Raw genomic sequence first — 16,443 nt, 5'->3', positions numbered from 1 at the left:
TTTATTGAATAAAAAAATCCCCGCCTCAAATTGGCGGGGATTTTTTTATGTCGTTAATAGCTGTACGTTATTCTTTTACTACCCGCAAGGTGCTGCGTTCACCATTGCCATTTACTTCAATAATGTAAATGCCTTTGGCGAGGCTGGCAGTAGCCAAACGAATTTGGTTGGCGCCAGCGCTTACTTGCTGCTGTTGTTGCATCAGCAGTTGACCGCGGCTGTCGAGCACCCGAATGCTGATGGTTTCGCTGGCAGCTGCCTGATACAATAAACGGGCTTCGCTGTTAACAGGGTTTTGCAGCAAAGCGGCACCCAGTTGTACTTTGGCGGGACGAATGCTCTTCACTTCGCTGTAAGCGGCCTTGCCATCTTTATCAATCATATTGAGGCGATAGTAAACCACACCGGTATGAGGCACTTTGGCCAGGTTGTCAGCAAAGGCATACACACGGTTGCTGCTGCTATTGCCGGCTGCATTTACCTTGCCAGCAACTACAAAGCTGTTGCCATCGAGGCTACGTTCCACATTGAAGTGGCTGCTGTTTTGTTCAGATGAAGTGTTCCAGTCGAGTTTGGCAGTTATGCCTTCTGCACGGGCTGTAAAGTTTTTCAACTTCACGGGCAGCAGGTTGAGGCTTGTTTGCATAAAGAAGCCGCTGAAGCCGCTTACATCAAAGCTAATTTCCCATTTGCTGGTGGTGCTGTTCCAAACGATGTCGGTATCCAGTGGGTCGATGATGCTGGAACCACCGCTGTAATCAGCAGGGTTGCCGGTACCACCTGTTGAGCTACCGCTGTATTTGGTGAATCGGATATTGGCTTTATTGCCCTCCACATCTGCGCCATTGTAAGGCAGGTCGGCTCCGTTGGGCACAGCATTGAAAGCATCAAACTCGGCTTGAGTAAAATAGAGGGTTACACGGGCAGTGCTACCTGCGGCTGGGGTAATTTCGTAATGGCGCTGCAGGTAAGGAATGCTGCCTACACTCTGTACGCTACCATCGAAGAATACCTGAGCAGTTACATTGCCACTTACGGGTGTAGCGCCGTTGGGTACCACTTTAGCTACAATGCTGCCATCTGTACTACCCAGTGCATACACATTGTTGGCAGAAATGCTGGTGATGGTGGCTGTTTGGGCTGTGCTGGCTGCAGTAAGGTCGCCATGCAGGCGGGCAATGCGGTTGCGGGTAGCCCCGTTATAGGTAGGGAATGCACCACCCAATACAATTTTCCCGTCGCTTTGAATGCCCATAATGTTTATCTGGGCGGTAGTACCTGTGCCCGGAATAAAGTTTGCATCCAATGCACCGGTAGACAATAAGCGGGCAATACCTGAGCGGCTAGCACCATTAAAAGTGGTGAAAGAGCCAGCCAGCATGATGTTGTCGTTGCTTAATATTCGGATGGTAAATACAGTGTTGTTTCCTGCTCCTGTGCCTGTTGCAGTAGTGAAGCTGGCATCTGGTGTGCCATTTGAAGCCAACCGAACAATTCTGCCTGTAGCCACCCCATTGAATGTAGTAAAGGCACCACCAATAACAATGCTGCCATTGGGTTGAATAGCCAATGCTTCTACAGCATTGTTGGCTCCTGTACCTATGTTGGTTGTAAAGGCGGCTTCAGGAGTGCCATCACTGTTCAGCCGGGCTACACCGGGGCTGCTTACACCATTGATAGATGTAAATGCACCAACAACTACAATTTTGTCATCACTTTGAATGGCAACCCGGTTCACATTGCCATTTGCTCCGGTACCCAAATTAGTAGTAAAAGTCGCATCGAGAGAGCCGTCAGTATTTAAACGGGCAATGCGGTTGGTTGTTGTTCCGTTGTATCCGGTGAAGGTTCCTGCAATAATGATTTTACCATCCGATTGTATGCCAATGGCAAATACATCGCCACCGGTAATCCCGGTACCTGTTAATGCAAACGAAACATCCAGTGTACCATCCGTATTGATGCGGGCAACCCGTGTTCTGCCTACACCATTGTATTGAGGAAAAGTGCCTCCAATTAAAATTTTACTATCGCTGGGCTGAATTACTACGGCCCTCACGATGCCATTGGGGCCGGTGCCGGTTGTAAATCCACCATCAATGCTTCCATCAGTGTTTAGTCTGGTGAAGTTATTGATGCTTGTTCCGTTAAAGGAGGTGAAAGAGCCACCGATGAGAATTTTTTGATTGGCATCAATGGTAGTAGCGGATAAGAAATTGCTACCCCCGCTGGTGCCGGCTCCAAAAGTTGTGGCATCCAGTACACCACCCTGCTGGCCAAAGCCAATGTGTGTGCCCAATAGCAGGAGGGCGCCTGCAAGGGTCTTTCTAAGGTAAACGTGTTTCATGTTTGTTAGGTTTTATGCGTAGGTGACGAAAACGATTTGCGCAGGCAGAAAAACCATTCGGAATACAACCAGAAAAAGCATTGGACAAGCGTAGTATAAGCGATTGGGTAAAATCGCAGTACTTACTGTGCACATCAAATAAAGGGAGCCGCTTTGGTCTTTCTTTCAATGGGTATCTCAGGACACAAGGGCTTCTTTTCCAGGGGTTCTACAACAATGCTTTTAATAGCCGGGATGATTCAGGGTTGGGTTTTCTACCTGCAAAGTATTAAAATCATTGTTGTAATGTTGAAAAACATCGGTCAATTTTTTTGAAAATCGACCGATGTCATTCTTTCCTCATGAGATATGGAAGTTTTAGGCGCTGTTTCGGCCAGCATTAATGATGCCGAAAGAACAACGCATCACTAGTTTTTCGTATTTGTTTTTGAGCGGTGAACTCATCACCTGCTCTTCCATGCGGCGTAACTGGGCCAGACCAAATTGTTGAATGCTGGTGAGCGGTATCACAATTCTTTCCCGCATTTGAATACTCAATTGCTCCACCGGGTAGTTGCCCATCAGTTCGGTATTGCCACTGAGTTTGAGTACCATTTTGCGGGTCAGGTTATACTCATCGTGTATCATGTGCCACACTTTGCCATATACCGCATGTTCGCCCAGGTAGGCCGTCAGCGGAAAGAAGCATTTTTTCATGGCCATTTCGCAGTTGTCTATCAACGTGCGGAAGAACAACGAGTTGTGATACAGATCGGCCACTTCCTGCCATCGGCCATCGGCCTCTATTTGTTGCAATGCCGTGCCTACGCCGTAATAGCCTGTTACGTTTTGCTTAATCTGGCTCCAGGCACCTACAAACGGAATGGCCCGCAGGTCTTTCAGCGCCAGTTTGGCGGAGCCGCCCCGCTTGGCTGGCCGGCTGCCGATATTGGTATCGGCATAAAACCGGAGCGGGCTGGCACTGCTCAGGTAGTCTAAAAAATTGGGGTGGTTTTTGAGGCCCTGATAGCTCTTGTACCCCATATTGGCCAGTTCTATCAGCAACTGTTCTTCCGTTTTTTCGAGGGTAGACAGCTTGGAGGCAAACAAAGTGCTGCTGAGCCCGGCATGAATGAGCTGCTCCATGTTGAACTGCGCTGCATCTACCGTACCAAAGTTGGAGCTGATGGTTTGTCCTTGTATGGTGAGTTGAATTTCGCGGTTCGAAATGTTTTGGCCCATGCTGGCGTAAAACTTATGGGTTTTGCCTCCGCCGCGGCTGGGCGGGCCGCCGCGGCCATCAAAAAACAACACATCAATATCGTACTTCCGCGACAGCAGGGTGAGCTCTTCCTTGGCTTTGTAAATGCTCCAGTTGGCCATCAGGTAGCCACCATCTTTGGTGCCATCGCTAAAGCCCAGCATAATGGTTTGCTGATTGCCGCGGCGCTGCAGGTGCTCCCGGTAGCCGGGTTGCATGTACAAGGTTTCCATAATGGCAGCGGCACCCTGCAAGTCATCAATGGTTTCAAACAAGGGCACAATGTCTACCGACATGTGATTTGCCTTCCAGCCATTCAGTAAAAACAAGCCATACACTTCCAGCACATTTAGTGCACTCTGGCACTGGCTGATGATGTAGCGGTGGCAACCTGCTTCACCATTGAGGCGTTGAATATCCCGAATGATGCCGGGTATTTTCAGCGTGTCCTGATGTATTTCATTGCTGAGTACATCGGGTGATAATTGCTGCTGCAATTGCATGATGGCATCCATTTTTTCAATAGCATCCATCTGTGCAAATCCTTCAGGCAAAACACCGTGCACTTTGGCCAGCTCCTGCCACAAAGCGGTATGTACACTGCTGTCTTGCCGCACATCCAGCGAGGCAAAATGCAGGCCAAATACTTCTACTTTGTTGATGAGGTTTTCTACCAAATGAATGAACAGGCCGTTGTGCTCCGTCTTCAACGTTTGGCGTATTTGCAGCAGTGGCTGCAAAATATCATCGAGCACCAATGCGCTTTCATGACCGGGAATGAATACATGCTGATACAGCAGTTTTTCCAGCATGGCCAGTGGCTTGGTAACTCCTTTAAAGGTAAGGCGACGCTTGAGTTTGCGGATATCGAGGTAGTAGCATTTGAGAATGCTGGTACGCAGTTCGTGTGCCACTTTCAATGTGGTATCCACTTTCACAAATGGGTTGCCGTCGCGGTCGCCGCCGGGCCAAAAGCCAAGGCGAATGATGGGGTTGTTGGGGTTGAGTGTGTAGTTGAGCTGCCGCTTCATGAAAAACAAAATGCGGCCGGCTGCTGCGTAAAAAATATTTTCTAAAAACCACACCAAACTGATGGCTTCATCATAAGGCGTAGGTTTTTCTTTTTTCAAAAATGGTGTTTTGCCCAACTGCTGCAGGTACATGTTTACCTGTGCGTTGTTGTCGTCGCTCAGTGCTTTCGACAGGTCGTGAATGATGCCCAACACTTCGCCGGGGTAAAACTGTGTGGGATGCGCCGTAAGCACCAGCCGGATGCCAAAATTTTGCATCAGCTCCTGCAGCACCACTTGCTGGTTTTCCTGTTCTACTTTGGCTTGCAGCTGCTTCATGGTACCAGTGCCCGAAAAATCGTGCAAGGAACGAAACGCAGCATCTTCCAATGCATCAAACAATACAATTTGCCGCTCGGCATATTGCACAAACCGAAACAGCAAATCAATCCGTTCTTCTTCTGTTTTATAACCGGTATGCTTGCTGAAAAAATCGTTGAGAATTTCTACAGGGCTCTTGCCTTTATCGTAGCCTTCTTCGCAATTGTTGAGCAGCAACGACAATAGAATGCCTGTTTTTTCAATGCGATGAAAAGGCAGGCTGGTAAACAGGCTGTTGAATAACTGAAACTTGATGCCCACTTCGTTTTTGAAGCGTTCAAGTTGCGTCAGTGAATTTGGGTCCATATCTGATGAATATACTTCGTAGGCAGCAATCGTATTACATCAGGCAGCCCGCTAAACTAAGGAAAATGCGGGACAGCACTGGCACTTGGCTGCGCCAATTAAACGCCAACGATTGCGACAAACGAAAAAATGACTATTTGTTTTCTTCGGGTTCGAAGCGGTCTACTGTTTGAATACCCCGTAGGTTTTTGAGCCTGCTCACCAGTTCATTCAGTTCTTCCTTGTCGTGCACATACACTTTGATGTTGCCTTCAAACAAGCCATCGCGGCTTTCGATGGTGAGGGCATTGATGTTGATGCGCATGTCGCCACTAATGATGTTGGTGATTTTGTTGATGACACCCACATCATCCAATCCGATGATTTTGATGCCTGTGAGAAAGGCAATGTCTTTGTTTTTAGCCCACTTGGTTTTTACCACCCGGTGGCCATAGTTGGCCAGCAGCCGTGCAGCATTGGGGCAGCTGGTGCGGTGTATTTTCAGCCCTTCTGTAGCGGTAATAAAACCAAACACATCATCGCCGGGAATGGGCTTGCAACAGTTGGCCAGTGTGTACTTAAACCTGATCGCCGCTTTCACCAAAAATAATGAGCTCTGTGTCTTTGGATGGAACAGCATGTTTGTGCTGGTGCTGCTCTGCCTGCTGCTCATGTGGCTTGTGCTCCGGCTGTTTGGGTCGGGGCAAATCCAGTCGGTCGCCATGCACCTGAAAGTCTTTGAGTTCTTTGAGGTCAATGTTTTTGATGGCGATGTTGTAATACAAATCCAGCGAAGAAGAGAGCTTGTAAAACTGTGCAATCAACTCCACATTGCCGGGGGTCACCGCGGCTTTCATGCCTTCGAGTTTTTTCTGCAAAATGTATTTGCCATCGTCGGCTATTTTGCGTTTTTCCTCTTTCAGCGAGTCTTTGATTTTGCTTTTGGCCTTGGCTGTAATCACCAGGTTCAGCCAGTCTTCATGCGGCTTTTGCTTGTTGCTGGTGATGATTTCAATCTGATCGCCACTGCGCAGTTTGTGGCCAATGGGCACCAGTTTGTGGTTTACTTTGGCGCCAATGGTTTTACTACCAATGGCACTGTGGATGTAAAAAGCAAAGTCCAAAGCAGTGCTTCCGGCAGGCAGCATTTTTACATCGCCCCGTGGGGTGTACACATATATTTCTTCGGCGAGGAAACTGGTTTTGAAATCGTTGAGGAAGTCTACCGAATCGGCATCGGGTGAGCCAATCACATCCCGTATTTGCTGAAACCATTTGTCGAAGCGGTCTTCTTGCCCGGTGCCTTCTTTGTATTTGAAGTGAGCTGCCAAACCCCGCTCGGCTATTTCATCCATGCGGCGGCTGCGTACCTGCACTTCTACCCATCGGCCCTGTGGCCCCATCACAGTGGTGTGCAGGGCTTCGTAGCCATTGCTTTTGGGGCGGCTCAGCCAGTCGCGGAGGCGTTCGGGCTGCGGCTGGTATTCGCTGGTAATAATGCTGTACACTTTCCAGCAATCAGCTTTCTCTTCTTGCTGTTCCGAATCCAGAATCACCCGGATGGCAAAGAGGTCGTACACTTCTTCAAAGCTGACGCCTTTCTTTTTGATTTTATTCCAGATGGAGTGAATGCTTTTGGGGCGGCCATAGATGTCGAATTGTAAGCCGGTAGCATCCAGTTTTTCTTTCAGTGGGCGAATGAACTCGTTGATGTAGCGACTGCGTTCCCGTTTGGTTTCTGCCAGCTTCTGGGCTATTTCGCGGTAGGCATCGGGCTCCATGTATTTCATGGAGAGGTCTTCCATTTCGGTTTTGATGGCGTAGAGGCCCATGCGGTGAGCCAATGGCGCATATACCCAAATGGTTTCGCTGGCTATTTTCAATTGCTTTTCCCGCTTCATGCTGTCCAGCGTACGCATGTTGTGCAGGCGGTCGGCCAGTTTGATGAGGATAACCCGTGGGTCATCCGTCAGCGTCATCAAAATCTTCTTGAAGTTTTCGGCCTGCTGGCTGCTGCTGGCATCAATAACGTTGCTGATTTTGGTGAGCCCATCTACAATGCGGGCTATCTCGTTGCCAAACTCCCGCTGTACATCTTCCAGCGTTATTTCCGTGTCTTCAACCGTATCGTGCAGCAAGGCGCAAATGGTGCTGCGTACCCCGAGGCCAATTTCTTCGGCACAAATCATGGCCACGGCAATAGGGTGCAAAATATAGGGCTCGCCGCTTTTGCGCCGCATGGTTTTATGGGCATCGGCCGCCATTTCAAACGAATGCCGCACCAGCTCCCGGTCGCCGGGTTTGAGCTTGGGCTTGAGCACCCGCAGCAGGGCACGGTATTTCCGCAGGATTTCTTTTTTCTCCTGTTCCTCGTTGAGAGTATACGTTTTCGTAGGTACGGCAGGTGTTTCCAATGGCAGTGTTCTAAAGCGGTAAAGATACGAGGTGCAACGCTGATGCGGCTTACGGGTGAGTGGGTTATAAATCTTCTTCCCGCTCCAGCATCAGGATGGCGCTTTGCGGTACAATAAAATACTTTTCACCTTCATACATCACTTCTGTAGCGCCACTCACCAAAAAAATGGCAAGGTCGCCTTCACGTGCCTGCAGCGGAATGTATTTCACCTGTTCTTCTTCGGCCTTCCATGGCTCACTGTCTACCGGCATGGGTATGGCATAGCCCGGCCCGGTTTTGATCACATAGCCTTGCTGCACTTTTTCTTTTTCCTGCACACCGGGTGGCAGGTACAGGCCACTCACGGTTTTTTCTTCGGGCTTGCTGGGGCGAATGAGCACCCGGTCGCCAATCACAATGAGTTTCTTGAACGTATTATCAGAAGTAAGCATCATATAAACACGATTTTAAAACAGACATCAATTGCTGTACTGCATTGGCGGGTGGTTACAAAATGTCAGCCTGCTGTGACTAAAATACAGGCAAACGGCGTAGTCTGTATGCTGTAGTAACCTGCTCATTAACAATTTATTGGACGGGGGGCTGCTATTTTCTATTTTTATTTGTACAAACACCATTGATATGGATAAGAAATACAAGATTCTGCTGTGCGAAGATGACACCAATCTGGGCATGGTACTGAAGAACTACCTCGAACTGAACGACTACGATGTAACCCTGGAGCGTGACGGTCGCCTTGGCCTGGCTGCTTTTCAACGGGAAAAATTTGATATATGCCTGCTGGATGTAATGATGCCCAACATGGATGGCTTTACACTGGCCGAAGAAATTCGTGATGTAGATCCGGATATTCCGTTGTTTTTCCTGAGTGCCAAAACCATGAAGGAAGACATCATTCAGGGCTACAAACTGGGTGCCGATGATTACATCACCAAGCCTTTCGACAGCGAAGTATTGCTGCATAAAATCAAAGCCATTTTGAAGCGCAATGAAGAGCTGAACCGCGAACAGGAAAACATGGAGTTTGACCTGGGCAATTTCCACTTCAATCCCAAACTGCGGGAGCTGAGCATTGCTGGTAAAACCCAAACATTGAGCCCCAAAGAAAATGAACTGCTGCGCATGCTGGCCGAACATAAAAACGACCTGCTGCCCCGCGAAAAAGCCCTCAAGAAAATTTGGGGTAGCGATACCTACTTCAACGGCCGTAGCATGGACGTGTACATTGCCAAGCTGCGCAAATACCTGAAGGAAGACGAAAACCTGGAGATTGTGAACATCCACGGTAACGGCTTTAGATTGGTGGAGAAGGAGGCGTAAAAACAAACCCCCCTGCCCCCTAAAGGGGGTGAAGGACCGGATTGTAATCGCCAGCTTTAAGCCTTCCGCTTTCCGCTTTTGGCCTTCGGCTTTTCGCTTACAAAATCATAAAATCAACAATCCCCTGCCACTATGGCGGGGGATTGTGTTTTTTGGTATGTAAATGGATATACCTGCAGTATGAAAACCTGGAAATTATTGCGCAACATAGCGCTGTTGTTGTGGTTTGGCTGGTTTGCCCTGTCGGGCATTGTGGTTACCGGTTTGCTGGTATGGCTTACGCCGCTCAGCATGAGCGGACTGGCAATTGTAGCATGGGGTACACTGGGTGGTGTACTGCTCGGTGCCGCAGTTGCTGCGGTATTACTGGTATTCATTTGGCGCCGCATAGCTACGCCTGTCATGAGTGGGCTGGCGGTGGTACGCATACTGCGGGAGCAGGTAATGCATGCCAACAGCCGCTATCGGTTTTAATACACCAACCGTCACAAAGCATTGCAACGGCTGCCATCAGGTAGCCGTTTTTATTTACCTTACTTGCTGGTAGCTGTTTGCAAGCACAGATACCTTACCGTTATGAATAATAAAAAGTATACCTCGGTAGATGAATACATAGCTGATCAGGCACCGGAGGTACAAGAAAAATTGCAGACCATGCGGCAGGTAATTCGCAAGGCGGTGCCACTGGCAGAAGAGTGCATCAGCTACTGTATGCCGGCATACAAACAGGCTGGGGTGCTGGTGTATTTTGCAGCGCAAAAAAAGCACATCGGGTTTTATCCAACCCCATCGGGCATACAAGCTTTTGCCGATGAGCTTTCGGGTTATACTACCTCAAAAGGTGCTATCCAGTTTCCGCTGAGCAATCCCATACCCAAACGGCTGGTGGCGCAAATCACCAAGTATCGGCTGCTGGAAAATTTGAGTAAACCAACGAAGAAAAAATAACCTACCCCATACTTGCCATCAGCAAATTCAGGTCGGTGTATTTGAGTTCGAAGCGTTCGCTTAAATGAAAATTAGTGAGGGCACCTTTGAACAAATAAATACCGGTGCGGATGTTGAAATTATTCCACACGTAAGTATCCAAACCACCGGCATCGGCCACGTTGAGCAGCAACGGCATCAGTACATTGCTTACTGCATGGCTGGCAGTACGTCCGTAGCCGCTCGGTATGTTGGGCACACAATAGTGTATTACCCCGTGCTTGGTAAAAGTGGGTCGTTCGTGGCTGGTAATTTCACTGGTTTCGAAGCAGCCACCACGGTCGATGCTCACATCGATGATAACACTGCCGGGGCGCATGTTGGCTACCATGTCTTCACTTACCACCACTGGTGTACGGCCGTTGGCAGAGCCCAACGCACCCACCGCTATTTCACAAGTCTTGAGTTGCTTGGCTAAAATTTTGGGTTCAATTACACTGGTCCATACCCGATGACCGAGGGTGTCTTGCAGCCGCTTCAATCTGTATACGTTATTGTCGAACACTTTTACACTGCTACCCATGGCGAGGGCTGCACGGGCTGCAAATTCGCCTACCACACCGGCGCCCAAAATAATTACTTTGGTAGGTGGTATACCGCTGATGCCGCCCAACAAAATGCCTTTGCCATGGCTGCCCTGACTGAGGTAATGGCCGCCAATGAGCATGCTGGCACTGCCTGCTATTTCGCTCATGCTGCGTACAATGGGGTAAGTGCCGCTATCGTCTTTCAGGTTTTCAAAACTGAGGCCGGTTATTTTTTTATCCATCATGCTTTGCAAAATGGAAGCCTTCATCACACTCAGGTGAATAGGCGAAATCACAATCTGGTTGGGCTTCAGCAGGGGAAGGTCATCATCCACTACCGGAGCACTTTTTACCAGAATATCGCAGTTGTAAATTTCCTTGTGGTCGTATTTTATTTTGGCACCTGCCTCGGCGTAGTCTTTGTCGTGGTAGCCACTTTCGGCACCGGCTTTTGTTTCCACCCACACATCGTGGCCATTGGCTACCAACACACCCACGGCTTCGGGTATCAGGCCCACCCGGTTTTCCTGAAAGGCATGTTCTTTGGGCACACCAATAAAGAGGTCGGCACCCTTGGCTTTTATGTCCAAAGTTTCTTCGAGTGTTTCGTAGTTGAACGATCCGCTAATGATTGGTTTCGACATGGCGACGGTTGACTAAAATGTTGGTGATGGGTTGCGTAATATTTCCCGCAGGGCTATAAAATTACTGTTCTGCCAGCACAACGAGGCGACGGCTTTCTTCATCCACCGGCTCAATGCGTACCGAAAGTGTATCGGGCGGCAACAGGCCGGGGGCTTTTTCGGGCCACTCTACCAGGCAGCGGTGGCCACTGTACAGTGCATCTTCTACACCGGCAGCGATGGCTTCTTCTTCATCCCGAAGGCGGTACCAATCCATGTGGTACAAGGTTTCGCCATTGGGAAGGGCGTATTCATTGATAATGGAAAAGGTGGGGCTGCCCGCATGGTCGGAGCTGCCCAGCAGTTGCAACAGCGCAGCACTCAGCGTGGTTTTGCCCGCACCCATGGGCGCAAAAAAAGCCAGCACTTTGCGGTGGCCTGCCTGCTGCAGCAGCCATTGTGCAGCTTTCTGTATTTCATGTTGTTGGTACAGCAGTTCCATGGGCGCAAGTTCGGTAGAATTTGCGGGTAAATGATTGAGCCACTGCTTTTTCGAAATGCGGACAAATCTGGTGCATCTGCCACGGCGTTGCAGTAATAGCTAACGTTTGACAGCTTTTTTGCAACAGGAAGGGGTAAATTTGCAACATGCGAAATGAGCAATTCCGCCTTTCGTATACAGGATGATGTATGGAAAAAATAGCGTGGAAAGTAGATGGGATGACTTGTGCCAACTGTGCGTTGAACATCAACAAAACATTGGCGAATAAAGGCATGACCAATATTTCGGTGAATGCCATTAGTGGCGATGTAAGTTTTGAAACTGCAGACACCGCTGTAGAAACAGAACTGATAAAAAAAATAGAAGGACTGGGCTATAAAGTGCACAGTGGCGATGCGGCACACCACCATAGCCACCACAGTCACGAGCATGGCACTATGAGCAAGTATATGCTGCGCTTTTGGATAAGCTTACCTTTTACATTGCTGCTCATGTTGCACATGATTCCCAGTGTGCATTTGCACTGGCTGATGCAGCCCTGGGTGCAGTTTGGTTTGGCGCTGCCTGTGTTTGTAATAGGCATGGAATATTTTGGTAAAAGTGCTTTCAATTCTATTCGTGGCGGGGTACCCAATATGGATGTACTCATTACCATTGGTTCCTTTGCAGCCTTTGCTTACAGCACCTACGGATTGTTTACACCCAAGCCCGAAGACTTCCTGTTTTTCGAAACGGCTGCCAGCATCATCACCATCGTATTTTTTGGCAACTGGCTGGAAGATGTGAGTGTGAACCGTACCCAAAAAGTGATTAAAGAACTCACCAAAACGCAGGTCGTAAAAGCCAACATGATTGCCTACGACGATCAGCATCAGGAGCAGGTATTTCAGGTGGATAGCACGGCCTTACGTACCGGCGATTTGATTTTGATACGCACCGGTGAGCAAGTACCCGCCGACTGCAAAATGCTGAGTGGAGAAGCAGATGTGAGTGAAGCCTTGTTGAGTGGTGAAGCCACTCCCGTATTGAAAAAACAAGGCGATGTGTTGGTGGGTGGCAGTGTGGTGGTGAATGGTAACCTGAAAGCCTATGTAACGGCGGTGGGTAAAGACACGGTGATGAGCGGCATTCAGGAAATGATGAAGAAAGCACAGACAGAAAAACCACCGGTGCAACAGCTGGCTGATAAAATCAGCGGCATCTTTATTCCTATTGTGTTGGGCATTGCCTTGCTCACTTTGCTCGGCAACTTCTTCATTGGTGATCATACATTCAAAGAGAGCCTGATGCGCTGTGTAGCCGTGTTGGTGATTGCCTGCCCTTGTGCCATGGGCTTGGCTACGCCGGCTGCCATTGCAGTTGGCCTTGGCCGTGCAGCCCGCTACGGCATATTGTATACCGATGTAAAACGCATGGAGCTGTTCAAAGACATTCGCCAAATGGTGTTTGATAAAACAGGCACCCTTACATCGGGCAAGTTTTCCATTGCAGCATTTGCAGCACTCGAAGGCGATGAAGCTGCATTTAAAAAGCTGGTGTTTTCACTGGAAAAATTTTCCAATCACCCCATTGCCAAAAGCATTGCGGATGCCTGGCGCAGTAAGGATGCATTTCGCTTGCATGATGTAGAAGAAGTAAAAGGTGAGGGCATGAAAGCAGCCGACACCGATGGTAATGTGTACCGCATTGGTTCGGCTAAAATATTGAAAGCTGCACCTGCACAACTCCATAGTTTGTATGTTACCAAAAACGATGTACTCATTGGTTGGTTAGATATTGAAGATGAAATTAGGCCCGAGGCAAAAGACGTCATCAACTATTGCAAAGCACAAGGCATCACTACCATTTTGCTGAGTGGCGACAGTGTAGAAAAATGCGCTGTGGTAGCTAACGCACTGGGTATTGATGTAGTGCATGCGGCCAAAAGCCCTGCAGAAAAATTACAGATCATTGATGAACTGGTAGCAAGCCAAACCCACCGTGATGGTGGGCGATGGCATCAACGATGCACCGGCGCTAGCCAAAGCCACCATCAGTGTATCATTGAGCGAAGCATCGCAACTGGCCATACAAAGTGCAGGGGTGGTGCTTACCAGCCATGGATTGAAAAACCTGCCCAAAGCCATGCAGTTGGGTAAGCTTACGTATGGCACGGTAAAGAGCAATTTGTTCTGGGCATTTTTCTACAACAGCATTGCCATACCTGTAGCGGCATTTGGCTTTTTGCATCCTACACTCGGTGCCCTCATTATGGGCGGCAGCGATGTGGTGCTGGCCATCAACAGCCTGTGGCTGGGCGTCAGAAAGTTGAAGTAGAAGTTGTAATTTGTGAGCAAATTAATGGTATGGTGATTGAAATCAAAAAGAAGTATTCAAAGAAAAAGAAAGCAGCGTTGAAGCAACAGGCTGTTGCTATGCAAGCAGCAGTTAGGAAAGCAGAAAAAAACGCTGGCTGATTTCTTTGGTGCAGAGCCTCAAGAAACCAATCCACTGGCTTATCAAAAAAAAGCAAGAAATGAGTGGAAGTAAGTTTCTTGCCGACACCAACATTTTGCTCTACATATTGGATGCGAACGAAGCTGTTCGTCCCTTTTTAGAGGATGAGTTGTATGTATCAGAAATTTCAGTGATTGAGTTGCTGGGATTAAAAGGCATTACTCAAAAGCAATCAGCTATCCGACAAGCATTATTAGATACATGCACTATCGTTTATTTGAATGAAGCCATTCGCAGTTTGGCTATATCCATGAAACAACAGAAAGTGATAAAAGTGCCTGATGCCATTATTGCCGCTTCGGCTTTACAAATGGGGTTGCCACTGTTGACAGCTGATAAGGGTTTCAAAAAAATTCAACAACTGCCTCTCTTATTGATTGAGCCCTGATTAAATGTCTGCTTCCATTCATTCCATTTTACAATCTACTTTCGGGTACGATCAGTTTCGGCCGGGGCAGCAGGCCATTATAGAATCGGTACTCGATGGCAATGATACGCTGGCACTGCTGCCAACAGGTGGTGGCAAATCGGTTTGTTATCAGGTGCCAGCGCTGGCCATGCCTGGCATTTGCATCGTTATCACACCACTCATTGCCCTCATGAAAGATCAGGTGCGACAACTGCACCGGCGCAATGTATCGGCACTGGCTATCCATAGCGGCATGTCTTTTTTCGAAGTAAAGAAGGCGATGGATAATGCAGCCAGCGGTCACTTCAAATTTTTGTATGTATCGCCGGAGCGGTTGCAAACCAACCTCTTCAAAGAGTATCTGCCCGCCATGGACATCAACCTGATAGCCGTGGATGAAGCGCATTGCGTGTCGCAATGGGGCTACGATTTCAGACCCTCTTATTTACAAATTGCACAACTCCGCGAAGAGTTGCCTACCGTACCCATACTGGCACTTACGGCATCGGCCACGCCCACCGTGCAGCAAGACATCATGGAGAAGCTGCAATTCTCCATGGCCCGAAAACATTTTCAACAATCTTTTGCACGGCCCAATGTATCGTTCAGTGCATTTGCGCTGCCGCAAAAAATAAACAAGTTGCTGCAGGTGCTGCAGTCGGTGCCGGGTACGGCCTTGGTGTATTGCCGCAACCGAAAACGTACCCGTGAAATTGCAGAGTTGTTGCAGCTGCAAGGCATTGCATCCTCGTACTATCATGCGGGACTCAGCAGCGAAGAACGCAACAGTCGCCAAGATGCATGGATACAAAACAAAGTGCGGGTAATGGTATGTACCAATGCCTTTGGCATGGGCATCGACAAACCCGATGTACGGGCTGTGATACACATGGATGTGCCCGATAGTTTGGAAGCTTATTATCAGGAAGCGGGGCGTGTGGGCCGCGATGGTAAACGAGCCTATGCCGTGTTGCTGTACAGCCAGGAAGAGCTGGACAGGTTGCAACAATTGCCTGAGCAAAAGTTTTTGCCCATTGCACAAATACAAAACATTTACCAGCAGATAGGCAACTATTTGCAGCTACCTGTAGGGCAGGGTGAGCAACAATATTTCGGGTTCGATTTGACCCGTTTTTGCGAAACCTTTCAACTGGATGCTACCCAAGTGATGCATGCCCTGCAAACCTTGCAAACCGCCGGCTACGTTAGTTTTGCCGAACAGGTGTTCATTCCAAGTCGGGTGCAAATCACCGCAGGCCGGGCATATCTCGAACAGTTGGAAAACGACAAGCCTGCACTGGAGCCACTTATCAAACTGCTGCTGCGTACCTATGAAGGCATCCTCGATTTTCCGGTGAGTATCCGCGAAAAACAACTCGCTTCGTATTTACGCATTTCGGTAGAAGCTGTACAACAGCAATTGAAACAACTGGCGGGCTATCAGGCATTGGAATACGAACCCTTGCGGGATACACCACAACTGTATTTTTTATACAACCGTGTGCCCGCAGCACAGGTAGTGATTGATGCGGCATTGTATGCGCAACGCAAGGCGTTGTACAAATCGCAGATTGCAGCGATGCTGGAATATGCACGGGCTGAGCAGCAATGTCGGAGCAGCATTATCCGTCGGTATTTTGGCGATAGCGACATTGCTGATTGTGGTATTTGTGACAACTGCCTGGCGGCAAAGCAACAACCCGCCAGCAACGAAGCTTTGCAAACAGCTAAAGCCAGCATTGTAGCGCTGTTGCAAAAGCCTGTAACCTCATTGCAGTTGCGCCGCAGCTGCCTGCACATCAGCAGCCAGGTATTTGAAGCCGCCCTGCAGCAATTGCTGGAAGAAGAATTGATTGTGCAAACGGCGGATGGCAGTTTCGTACAGCGGTAAGTCTTGATC

At 48.7% G+C, this 16,443-nt stretch carries 13 protein-coding genes and 1 pseudogene; 8 read left to right on the top strand and 6 right to left on the bottom strand.

All coding sequences use genetic code 11. The features are described 5' to 3' along the window. Positions 1 to 67: 67 nt before the first annotated feature. The 4 genes and pseudogenes from GLV81_RS16480 to GLV81_RS16460 all read right to left on the bottom strand — a co-directional run bounded on the left by GLV81_RS16480 (position 68) and on the right by GLV81_RS16460 (position 8,113). On the bottom strand, positions 68 to 2,347 hold the full coding sequence (locus GLV81_RS16480; protein ID WP_157479841.1) for a T9SS type A sorting domain-containing protein: 2,280 nt from the start codon (positions 2,345 to 2,347) through the stop codon (positions 68 to 70). A 357-nt stretch (positions 2,348 to 2,704) separates the two neighbouring features. Next, positions 2,705 to 5,284 carry a phosphoenolpyruvate carboxylase gene (locus GLV81_RS16475; protein ID WP_157479840.1) on the bottom strand — a complete coding sequence of 860 codons (2,580 nt, stop codon included), beginning with the start codon at positions 5,282 to 5,284 and terminating at the stop codon, positions 2,705 to 2,707. A gap of 133 nt (positions 5,285 to 5,417) precedes the next feature. Then, positions 5,418 to 7,677: pseudogene (locus tag GLV81_RS16465) on the bottom strand (RelA/SpoT family protein). Positions 7,678 to 7,741: 64 nt separating this feature from the next. Continuing rightward, the gene (locus GLV81_RS16460) at positions 7,742 to 8,113 is read right to left on the bottom strand and encodes a co-chaperone GroES (protein ID WP_157479837.1); all 372 of its coding nucleotides are present in this window, start codon (positions 8,111 to 8,113) and stop codon (positions 7,742 to 7,744) included. Positions 8,114 to 8,300: 187 nt separating this feature from the next. On the opposite strand from GLV81_RS16460, the gene GLV81_RS16455 reads away from it, so the two are divergent. The 3 genes from GLV81_RS16455 (at position 8,301) to GLV81_RS16445 (ending at position 9,947) form a co-directional block, all read left to right on the top strand. Continuing rightward, complete coding sequence (locus GLV81_RS16455) at positions 8,301 to 8,999, top strand: response regulator transcription factor (RefSeq protein ID WP_157479836.1); 699 nt, start codon at positions 8,301 to 8,303, stop codon at positions 8,997 to 8,999. Between the two features lie 180 nt (positions 9,000 to 9,179). Next, complete coding sequence (locus tag GLV81_RS16450; RefSeq protein ID WP_157479835.1) at positions 9,180 to 9,473, top strand: hypothetical protein; 294 nt, start codon at positions 9,180 to 9,182, stop codon at positions 9,471 to 9,473. 102 nt (positions 9,474 to 9,575) lie between these two features. Next, complete coding sequence (locus GLV81_RS16445) at positions 9,576 to 9,947, top strand: iron chaperone (RefSeq protein WP_157479834.1); 372 nt, start codon at positions 9,576 to 9,578, stop codon at positions 9,945 to 9,947. 1 nt (position 9,948) lies between these two features. On the opposite strand, the gene GLV81_RS16440 is transcribed toward GLV81_RS16445, so the two are convergent. Both GLV81_RS16440 and tsaE read right to left on the bottom strand, forming a co-directional pair. Next, positions 9,949 to 11,157, bottom strand: coding sequence for an alanine dehydrogenase (locus tag GLV81_RS16440; protein WP_157479833.1), 1,209 nt, complete (start codon positions 11,155 to 11,157; stop codon positions 9,949 to 9,951). Between the two features lie 61 nt (positions 11,158 to 11,218). Next, the gene (tsaE, locus tag GLV81_RS16435; protein ID WP_157479832.1) at positions 11,219 to 11,638 is read right to left on the bottom strand and encodes a tRNA (adenosine(37)-N6)-threonylcarbamoyltransferase complex ATPase subunit type 1 TsaE; all 420 of its coding nucleotides are present in this window, start codon (positions 11,636 to 11,638) and stop codon (positions 11,219 to 11,221) included. A gap of 188 nt (positions 11,639 to 11,826) precedes the next feature. On the opposite strand from tsaE, the gene GLV81_RS16430 reads away from it, so the two are divergent. Genes GLV81_RS16430 through GLV81_RS16415 form a run of 5 tightly spaced genes read left to right on the top strand, consistent with a single transcriptional unit; the run spans position 11,827 to position 16,434 of the window. After that, the gene (locus tag GLV81_RS16430) at positions 11,827 to 13,776 is read left to right on the top strand and encodes a heavy metal translocating P-type ATPase (protein ID WP_281350719.1); all 1,950 of its coding nucleotides are present in this window, start codon (positions 11,827 to 11,829) and stop codon (positions 13,774 to 13,776) included. Further along, on the top strand, positions 13,670 to 13,954 hold the full coding sequence (locus GLV81_RS21415; RefSeq protein WP_281350839.1) for a hypothetical protein: 285 nt from the start codon (positions 13,670 to 13,672) through the stop codon (positions 13,952 to 13,954). Before GLV81_RS16430 ends, GLV81_RS21415 begins: the two co-directional genes overlap by 107 nt. Further along, complete coding sequence (locus GLV81_RS16425; RefSeq protein WP_157479831.1) at positions 13,927 to 14,094, top strand: hypothetical protein; 168 nt, start codon at positions 13,927 to 13,929, stop codon at positions 14,092 to 14,094. The genes GLV81_RS21415 and GLV81_RS16425 overlap by 28 nt, the downstream gene beginning before the upstream one ends. Positions 14,095 to 14,153: 59 nt before the next feature. Further along, positions 14,154 to 14,522: a type II toxin-antitoxin system VapC family toxin gene (locus GLV81_RS16420; RefSeq protein WP_157479830.1), complete on the top strand. Its 369-nt coding sequence runs from the start codon at positions 14,154 to 14,156 to the stop codon at positions 14,520 to 14,522. A 4-nt stretch (positions 14,523 to 14,526) separates the two neighbouring features. Further along, complete coding sequence (locus tag GLV81_RS16415; protein ID WP_157479829.1) at positions 14,527 to 16,434, top strand: RecQ family ATP-dependent DNA helicase; 1,908 nt, start codon at positions 14,527 to 14,529, stop codon at positions 16,432 to 16,434. Positions 16,435 to 16,443 lie beyond the last annotated feature (9 nt).

Origin of the sequence: Phnomibacter ginsenosidimutans (genome assembly GCF_009740285.1) — a bacterium.
Lineage (GTDB): Bacteria > Bacteroidota > Bacteroidia > Chitinophagales > Chitinophagaceae > Phnomibacter > Phnomibacter ginsenosidimutans.
Note: the sequence above shows the minus strand (reverse complement) of the source record. Positions and strands in the feature narration are given on the sequence as shown.

Coding starts and splice junctions, on each gene's coding strand:
- GLV81_RS16480 (WP_157479841.1), bottom strand. CDS start 2,347: ATGAAACACGTTTACCTTAGAAAGACCCTTGCAGGCGCCCTCCTGCTA.
- GLV81_RS16475 (WP_157479840.1), bottom strand. CDS start 5,284: ATGGACCCAAATTCACTGACGCAACTTGAACGCTTCAAAAACGAAGTG.
- GLV81_RS16460 (WP_157479837.1), bottom strand. CDS start 8,113: ATGATGCTTACTTCTGATAATACGTTCAAGAAACTCATTGTGATTGGC.
- GLV81_RS16455 (WP_157479836.1), top strand. CDS start 8,301: ATGGATAAGAAATACAAGATTCTGCTGTGCGAAGATGACACCAATCTG.
- GLV81_RS16450 (WP_157479835.1), top strand. CDS start 9,180: ATGAAAACCTGGAAATTATTGCGCAACATAGCGCTGTTGTTGTGGTTT.
- GLV81_RS16445 (WP_157479834.1), top strand. CDS start 9,576: ATGAATAATAAAAAGTATACCTCGGTAGATGAATACATAGCTGATCAG.
- GLV81_RS16440 (WP_157479833.1), bottom strand. CDS start 11,157: ATGTCGAAACCAATCATTAGCGGATCGTTCAACTACGAAACACTCGAA.
- tsaE (WP_157479832.1), bottom strand. CDS start 11,638: ATGGAACTGCTGTACCAACAACATGAAATACAGAAAGCTGCACAATGG.
- GLV81_RS16430 (WP_281350719.1), top strand. CDS start 11,827: ATGGAAAAAATAGCGTGGAAAGTAGATGGGATGACTTGTGCCAACTGT.
- GLV81_RS16420 (WP_157479830.1), top strand. CDS start 14,154: ATGAGTGGAAGTAAGTTTCTTGCCGACACCAACATTTTGCTCTACATA.
- GLV81_RS16415 (WP_157479829.1), top strand. CDS start 14,527: ATGTCTGCTTCCATTCATTCCATTTTACAATCTACTTTCGGGTACGAT.